This window comes from Marivita sp., assembly GCF_965656765.1.
In the GTDB taxonomy this organism is placed as follows: Bacteria; Pseudomonadota; Alphaproteobacteria; order Rhodobacterales; family Rhodobacteraceae; genus Marivita.
The window spans coordinates 1-6,287 of the sequence record NZ_CBFHLV010000103.1 but is presented as its reverse complement, the minus strand read 5'-3'; the positions used below and the strand labels follow the sequence as shown (position 1 = coordinate 6,287).

Below are 6,287 nucleotides of genomic sequence, written 5' to 3'. Positions count from 1 at the left end.
AAACGGTTCCCAGGGTTTCCCTTTTCCATAGCTTACCTTCCGAGCTTTTGGCTCTCCGGTAAACCCGGTCTGGTTCACATCGTCGGGTTCTGAAAAGCCATGCCGATGCGCAGTTCTTTGGCCTTGGCCTCTTTCCCGCCGACCAGAACCAAGCCTGAGCTGGGCTGGATCAGGTTGCTGACTAGCTTGAGAATGGTGGACTTGCCACATCCTGATGGGCCGACGAGGGCAAGAAAGTCTCCGCGATCCATGCGGATATTTGTAGGCGAGAGGGCTGTGACGGCTGAATCTCCGCTACCGAAGACAACGGAGGCGTCCTGCAGTTCCAACGCCGGTCGTGGATGAACGCTCGCAGGTTGGGCCTGCTGCGTGGCGAGAGCGGGTATGTTGGCTGACATGTTCATGGCGCAGCTCTAGCAACAGGCCTGATGGGATTAGAAACTGGTTAAGTAAATGAAAATTGAATTATCTTGCTGCTGCCACATTTGTGGGCGCTTTCCCGGGGCGATGGGCAATTAAATTACATATGCAGAGGTATACAATTTGGCATTGCCAAAGGGATTAACTGTGCGATTCGGGAAGGGCCACAGCGCTTCTGATCATCTCAACGACATGTAGCTTGCGGGTCTGTCGCCACTCCTGTTTGGAAACGTCGGTTCCAAAGGTTGCCGATAATGTATGGCTTGCATTTATGTGGTGCGCGCTCAGGGCGACAATGCTCACGTATAGTTGCAATGCATCAATCCCATCGCGAAACACTCCCTCGGCATGACCACGTTTTAGAACGTCGGATATCTTGTTCAGAAACGGCGTCGACATCTTTTGAATTTCGGGCATCTGCGCGATGAACCGACCACCCAAGAGGTTCTCGCTGCGAGTGATGGATAGGAAAACTGTATTGCTTTGGAAAAAATCAAAGGTCAGCTCAGCCAAGCGCACGATCGCCTGATCTGGTGGTAGTGCCTCTAGCCGCAGTTCGTCTTCGCGCGCGCGTATCTCTGCATAGATATGGCGAAGTACGGCGAGGTAGAGGCATTCCTTGTTATCATAGTAGTGATAGATGAGACGTGGATTGCAGCCCGCACTTTCCGATATTTTCTGAACCTTGGCCCCGTCATACCCGTGTGCTGCGAACTCTGCCAAGGCTGCGTGCAGGATTTCCCCTTTGGTCCGTTCTGGATCACGTGATCTAACTTGCGTCTGGCTGGGCGATGATTTCTTCATTCCGCAGCGCTAACAGCAGATGCCGGTGTGTCAAGTTTCGCGGGCCTGCGGTTCCAAACTGCGCGAACGTAGTGCAGTTTGGAGCATTCTGACCCGTTCCCAAATTTTCCGAAGGGAAATATTTGAAAACCCGTCTGAGCCGTGATTGTTTGACTCATGACCCAAGATACGATGACCAAAGAAAAAACTCCGGCGCTCAGCCGTGCGCTCGCTAACAAGATCAGTGAAGTCTATCCTGATCTGAATGCGGATATTTTGGCATCAAAGGTCATCGACGCTTTTTGGCCGGACGGTTCACATCGGCGGAAACGTGGACGTAAACCGGGCAACGCACTTTGGTCGCAGCGCGATGCCTTGCTTATTACGTACGGGAACTCGATCGTTGACGGGGCACATAAACCGCTTGATCTGCTAAATGATTTTCTGCGCCGCTATCTCAAGGGTGTGGTCAACGGGGTGCATATTCTACCGTTTTTTCCCTTCACGTCTGATGACGGGTTTGCGGTGACCGACTATATGGCGGTGAACCCCCAGTTGGGCGATTGGCCGGATATTAATCGGATCGCGGCTGATTTTCAGCTTATGTCTGATCTGGTGCTCAACCATGTGTCGAGCCAAGGCACATGGTTCAATGCATATCGACAAGGGCAGGCGCCCTACGATCAGTTCTTTTTTGAGGCCGACCCCAAAGACGATCTGAGCATGGTCGTTCGCCCCCGCACCACACCTTTGCTACAGCAGGTGGAAACCAAATCCGGATCGCGCCACGTCTGGTGCACGTTCAGCCATGATCAGATCGATCTTGATTTTCGCAATCCCGAGGTGCTGCTAGAATTCCTGCGGATCATCCGAACGCATGTCGACAACGGGGTTCGCATCATTCGGTTGGATGCCGTGGCATTCCTTTGGAAAGAAGTTGGTTCTCCGTCGATTCACCTTCGGCAGACCCACGCCATCGTCAAGCTGATCCGGTTGTTGTGTGACTATGCCACCGAACCAGTGATCCTGTTGACGGAAACCAATGTGCCAAAGGCTGAGAACCTAAGTTATTTTGGCAAGCGGGACGAGGCGCATGTCATTTACAACTTCCCGCTTCCGCCGCTTATTCTGCATGCGCTTCTGTCCGGAACGGCCAAGAACCTGGACAAGTGGCAGCGGTCTATGCCGCCCGCGCCCTTGGGTTGCGCATACCTGAACTTCACAGCCAGCCATGACGGGATCGGTATGCGCCCTGCAGAAGGATTATTGTCCGCGGATGATCAGTCGGAAATGATAAAGGCGGTGGAATCATCAGGGGGATTGGTGTCAATGCGCGCGCTGCCGGATGGCGGTGAAGCACCTTACGAATTGAACACCACCTACTTTGCCGCGCTCAGCCAGACATTCGATGGTCCTGACGCGTATCATCTCGATCGCTTTCTTTGTTCGCAGACCATCGTAATGTCGCTTGAAGGGATCCCAGCCTTCTACATCCACTCGATGCTTGCGACCCCAAATGACACCGATGCTGTCGAACGCCGAGGCATGAACCGAGCCATCAATCGGCACCGGTGGGATTACGGTGCTTTGCAAGACGTGCTTGAGATCGAGACGACAATTCACGCGCAAGTTCTGACTGGTCTGAAAACGCGTCTTAAGATCCGGCAAAAGCAATCCGCATTTCACCCGAACGCGACACAATTCACCGTGAATACGGGCGATGAACGGGTGTTCGGCATCTGGCGGCAAAGCCTTGACCGGAACCAGTCTATCTTTGCGTTGCACAATGTAAGCAGAGACATAGTTACACTGCCCATTGGGACGCTTAACATCATTGCTGACGAAGATTGGCGCGATTTGCTGTCAGGGGATGTCGTACAAGACGAGGATATCGTCCTTGCCCCGTATCAATGCCGTTGGATCAGCAACGCTGGTCACTGAAACTCTTTTGCATCGGCAAGTGCAGCTGCTTGCATGTCGCGCAGGAACTCTGGATCGGCGGCGTGCACGCGGTTCCAAGTCGCGATGAATGGAGTCTCATGGGGGTTTTCCAGAAACGTTTGGCCCGCCCGCATGATATTCTCTGCAAAAAGTTCGATAGATGCTTCTTCAGAATGGCGATCAACGGTCAGGCCATTCATCTGTGCATCGCTGTAATACGCATCCAGCAAATCAAGCGCGCTGCGATAATACGTGGCCTTGAGCGTCCGGAAGACATTGTTGGTAAAGATGGTGCCGTCCGCGGCCAACTTGCGGAAGATCGCTTTGCAGATATCGGTAGACATTCGGTTGAGGCCGGTTTGCGCATCTTCAGGGCTAAGCGTTTGGTGCTTGTGGTCATAGGCATCAGCAATTTCGACCTGACACACTGCTTTGGGGGCAAGATTGCGCCATGCCTCTGACAAAACGCCGATCTCAAGCCCCCAATCCGAGGGTATACGCAGGTCGGGCAAGATATTGGTGCGCATCGCGAATTCGCCGGACAGTGGATAGCGGAAACTGCGCAGGTAATCGATGTAATCGCGATCACCGATCACACGTTTCAGTGCAATAAGCAGCGGACTAACCAAAAGCCGTGTGACCCGGCCGTTGAGTTTGTCCGAACCAATGCGCGCGTAATACCCTTTGGCCACCTGGTATGGGAAAGTTGGATTAGCCACTGGATAGATCAGCCGAGCGAGCAGTTCGTTTGTATAAGTCAAAATATCACAATCATGAATCGCCATAACAGCGCTGTCCTGACATCCAATCAAATACCCAATCGACGTCCAGACGTTTTTGCCTTTGCCCTGCTCGGTGGGAGCAAGCCCCATTTGTTCTAGACGGTTGCCCAGCGCGAGCATCCTTGGGCTGTCGTTCCAGATCACGATATGGTTCTGGTTCAGCCCCTCGAAGAATTGCTTTGCATGGCGAAACTGGTCTTCAGTGGCACGATCCAAGCCAATAATAACGCGGTGCAGGTAAGTCACCTTGGCCAATTCCGAAAGAATGTTCGGCATGGCGTCGGTTTTCAACTCTGAATATAAGCAGGGCAGGATCAACGACATTTTACGCGTCTGCGCGAAAGTCTCGAGCTCGTAGGTCATTTCCTGAAGCGAACGGGTGCGCAAGTTGTGCAGCGTTGCGATATTTCCGTTCTGGTGAAAATCAACCATTGAGGTGTCGTCCTTTGGTAAGCATGAGCATATCGAGATATGCGTTGACTGCGGCGTTCCATCCGGATGGTCCCGCCTTTGTTGTGCGGTCGATCCGGCCATCGGCCTCGCCTTCGATTTTTGGCAAAGCGGAATGGTTCGGGTTTGCGACAATTACGCCATGATCGGCTTTTTGCAGCATTGCAATGTCGTTTGGAGCGTCGCCCAAGGCCAGCGATAGTTCGGCATCAAGAGCGGCCATCACATCGTCCATCGCGTCAGCTTTTGTGCGGCCAAAGGACAAAGTCAGAAAACGACCACCGCGCTGGGCGACAATGCTGTGATCTGCCAATGCACTTGTAAATTGGTCAAGCAGCGCCGCGTCCCCTGACCAGATGCCCGGCTCTGAATACCCACGTGTCATGGCGTGGATTGCGTCGCCCCGAGACAGTCCCGTTAGGCTAGACACTTCATCCGGTGTCATATCGCCAAACCCGCGAAAGGCCTGACGCAGCTCGTGGGGCAAGGCTTCAAGACAGTCGCACAATTTGCCATAGGTTTCGTTTGTTGCCTCGTCGGGAATGCCAATGATCCCTGCGCCGTTTTCGACAATCGCCGGAAACTGGTTCAGTCCCATTGCGCTCTGAAGCATCGAAATTTCTGTGGCTGTTTTGCTGCTGGCCAAAATGACGGGCACATGTAATGACGCAAGACGGTCAAGAGCAGGCTGCGCCGCATCCCACAGATAGGTGTCATGATCCAAAAGCGTGCCGTCTAGGTCCGAAAAGACAACAAGCTTTGGTAGATTCTTCATATGCAGAGTTTCTGATGCTCAGCCGTTCTGCTCAAGGGGAAAACGAAGCCGGGCCGCAACCAATGTCGTTTTGTGGCTTAGCCCACGATGCTGTGCATATCCATTTGGGTGCAAAGCATGATGGGCTTGGACCCGCAGGGATTGACCTACAAACCATGCGCCTCAATCCGGTGACTTAGGAAATCACAGATATCGGTCAGGCACTTTTCATCGAGTAATACATAAACCAATGACAAATTAGTAAGTTCTGCGATCATCTCGCCTGGGAAGGGGAGATAGCTGAGTTCGCGCGATCCAAACGCCGGTGATGTCTTTCCCACTTGCCATTCGGTTTTAAGTTCAACATCGACAAGTTTTAGGGACTTATCCCCTGGCTTTCCGGGCTTTTCGAAAGGAACTCCGACAAGCCTGAGATAGGCCGCTTTGTAGGACGCCTGAACGAAACCGTCGATGAATTGGGTTGCAAGCGCCTGTAGATCTGCCGACCCATCTTCTCGCTTGAAGTGACTGTGCAGGTGGTCGTGGCTGTGGTTGTGCCGCCGTCAAACGGGATGCCAATTACAGTGGCGTCATAGTGTTTCACCTCGGTGACGTCTTCAGAGTAGGGGGCTTTCAGAAACGTGTTGATGCCTGCGTAATGAGGCAGTTCACCCCGCGCGATTGTCGGAATGGATTTGTCTTCGATACTGTCGGCACCGGTTAGACCCATTCGCAGCGCCCATCGACGCTCTTCGTCCCAGCGACCCTCGGGTAAATCAGCTTCAGCCTGCATAGACCGCCAGCTCTGCAGTCTGGTTAGATCAGGATGATGAAACAGGCACGCCTCGTGTCGAAGGTCTTTGGGGTGATGCGTCCCCTCGCTCTTGACGATCACAGCGTCATTGCCGTTCGAAAAACCGCCGACGATCAGGGCTGTCGTATCCACATCACTGCCCGCCGGGATCGAAAGTGTGTCCATGTTGGTGGCTGAAACGCCGTCAAAGGCACCAGCCGTGTATTGGTTAATTTATACAATTTAGACGTCGATGCCGTATTTATCGGCCCATTTGTCCATGATGCCCAGGGGAATCGCGTTTGGAACTGAGGTCGTGATTGAGCGGGGTTGCTTCTGACGGAGCGATGGATTCTGGAGCTGG

Annotated in this window: 6 protein-coding genes; 1 reads left to right on the top strand and 5 read right to left on the bottom strand. The window is 53.2% G+C overall.

Annotated features, from left to right (window positions below; genetic code table 11):
- Positions 1-74 precede the first annotated feature (74 nt).
- A complete protein-coding gene (locus ACTG4M_RS16790; RefSeq protein WP_439124818.1) occupies positions 75-398 on the bottom strand; it encodes an ATP-binding cassette domain-containing protein in 324 nt (107 codons plus the stop codon).
- Positions 399-561: 163 nt separating this feature from the next.
- The gene (locus tag ACTG4M_RS16785; protein ID WP_439124816.1) at positions 562-1,224 is read right to left on the bottom strand and encodes a TetR family transcriptional regulator; all 663 of its coding nucleotides are present in this window, start codon (positions 1,222-1,224) and stop codon (positions 562-564) included.
- A 171-nt stretch (positions 1,225-1,395) separates the two neighbouring features.
- Between ACTG4M_RS16785 and ACTG4M_RS16780 the strand changes: the two genes are divergently transcribed.
- A complete protein-coding gene (locus ACTG4M_RS16780; protein ID WP_439124817.1) occupies positions 1,396-3,144 on the top strand; it encodes a sugar phosphorylase in 1,749 nt (582 codons plus the stop codon).
- Here ACTG4M_RS16780 and ACTG4M_RS16775 read toward each other — a convergent pair.
- From ACTG4M_RS16775 to ACTG4M_RS16765, 3 genes are all read right to left on the bottom strand, one after another.
- The gene (locus ACTG4M_RS16775; protein ID WP_439124815.1) at positions 3,138-4,358 is read right to left on the bottom strand and encodes a glycosyl transferase; all 1,221 of its coding nucleotides are present in this window, start codon (positions 4,356-4,358) and stop codon (positions 3,138-3,140) included. The two genes, ACTG4M_RS16780 and ACTG4M_RS16775, sit on opposite strands and share 7 nt — an antisense overlap.
- A complete protein-coding gene (locus ACTG4M_RS16770) occupies positions 4,351-5,151 on the bottom strand; it encodes an HAD-IIB family hydrolase (protein ID WP_439124814.1) in 801 nt (266 codons plus the stop codon). Before ACTG4M_RS16770 ends, ACTG4M_RS16775 begins: the two co-directional genes overlap by 8 nt.
- Positions 5,152-5,506: 355 nt before the next feature.
- Positions 5,507-6,109: a hypothetical protein gene (locus ACTG4M_RS16765; RefSeq protein WP_439124813.1), complete on the bottom strand. Its 603-nt coding sequence runs from the start codon at positions 6,107-6,109 to the stop codon at positions 5,507-5,509.
- Positions 6,110-6,287 lie beyond the last annotated feature (178 nt).

Bases quoted from the DNA above. Each gene is read 5' to 3' on its own strand.
- ACTG4M_RS16785 (WP_439124816.1), bottom strand. From the start codon at position 1,224: ATGAAGAAATCATCGCCCAGCCAGACGCAAGTTAGATCACGTGATCCA.
- ACTG4M_RS16775 (WP_439124815.1), bottom strand. From the start codon at position 4,358: ATGGTTGATTTTCACCAGAACGGAAATATCGCAACGCTGCACAACTTG.
- ACTG4M_RS16780 (WP_439124817.1), top strand. From the start codon at position 1,396: ATGACCAAAGAAAAAACTCCGGCGCTCAGCCGTGCGCTCGCTAACAAG.
- ACTG4M_RS16770 (WP_439124814.1), bottom strand. From the start codon at position 5,151: ATGAAGAATCTACCAAAGCTTGTTGTCTTTTCGGACCTAGACGGCACG.
- ACTG4M_RS16790 (WP_439124818.1), bottom strand. From the start codon at position 398: ATGTCAGCCAACATACCCGCTCTCGCCACGCAGCAGGCCCAACCTGCG.
- ACTG4M_RS16765 (WP_439124813.1), bottom strand. From the start codon at position 6,109: ATGGACACACTTTCGATCCCGGCGGGCAGTGATGTGGATACGACAGCC.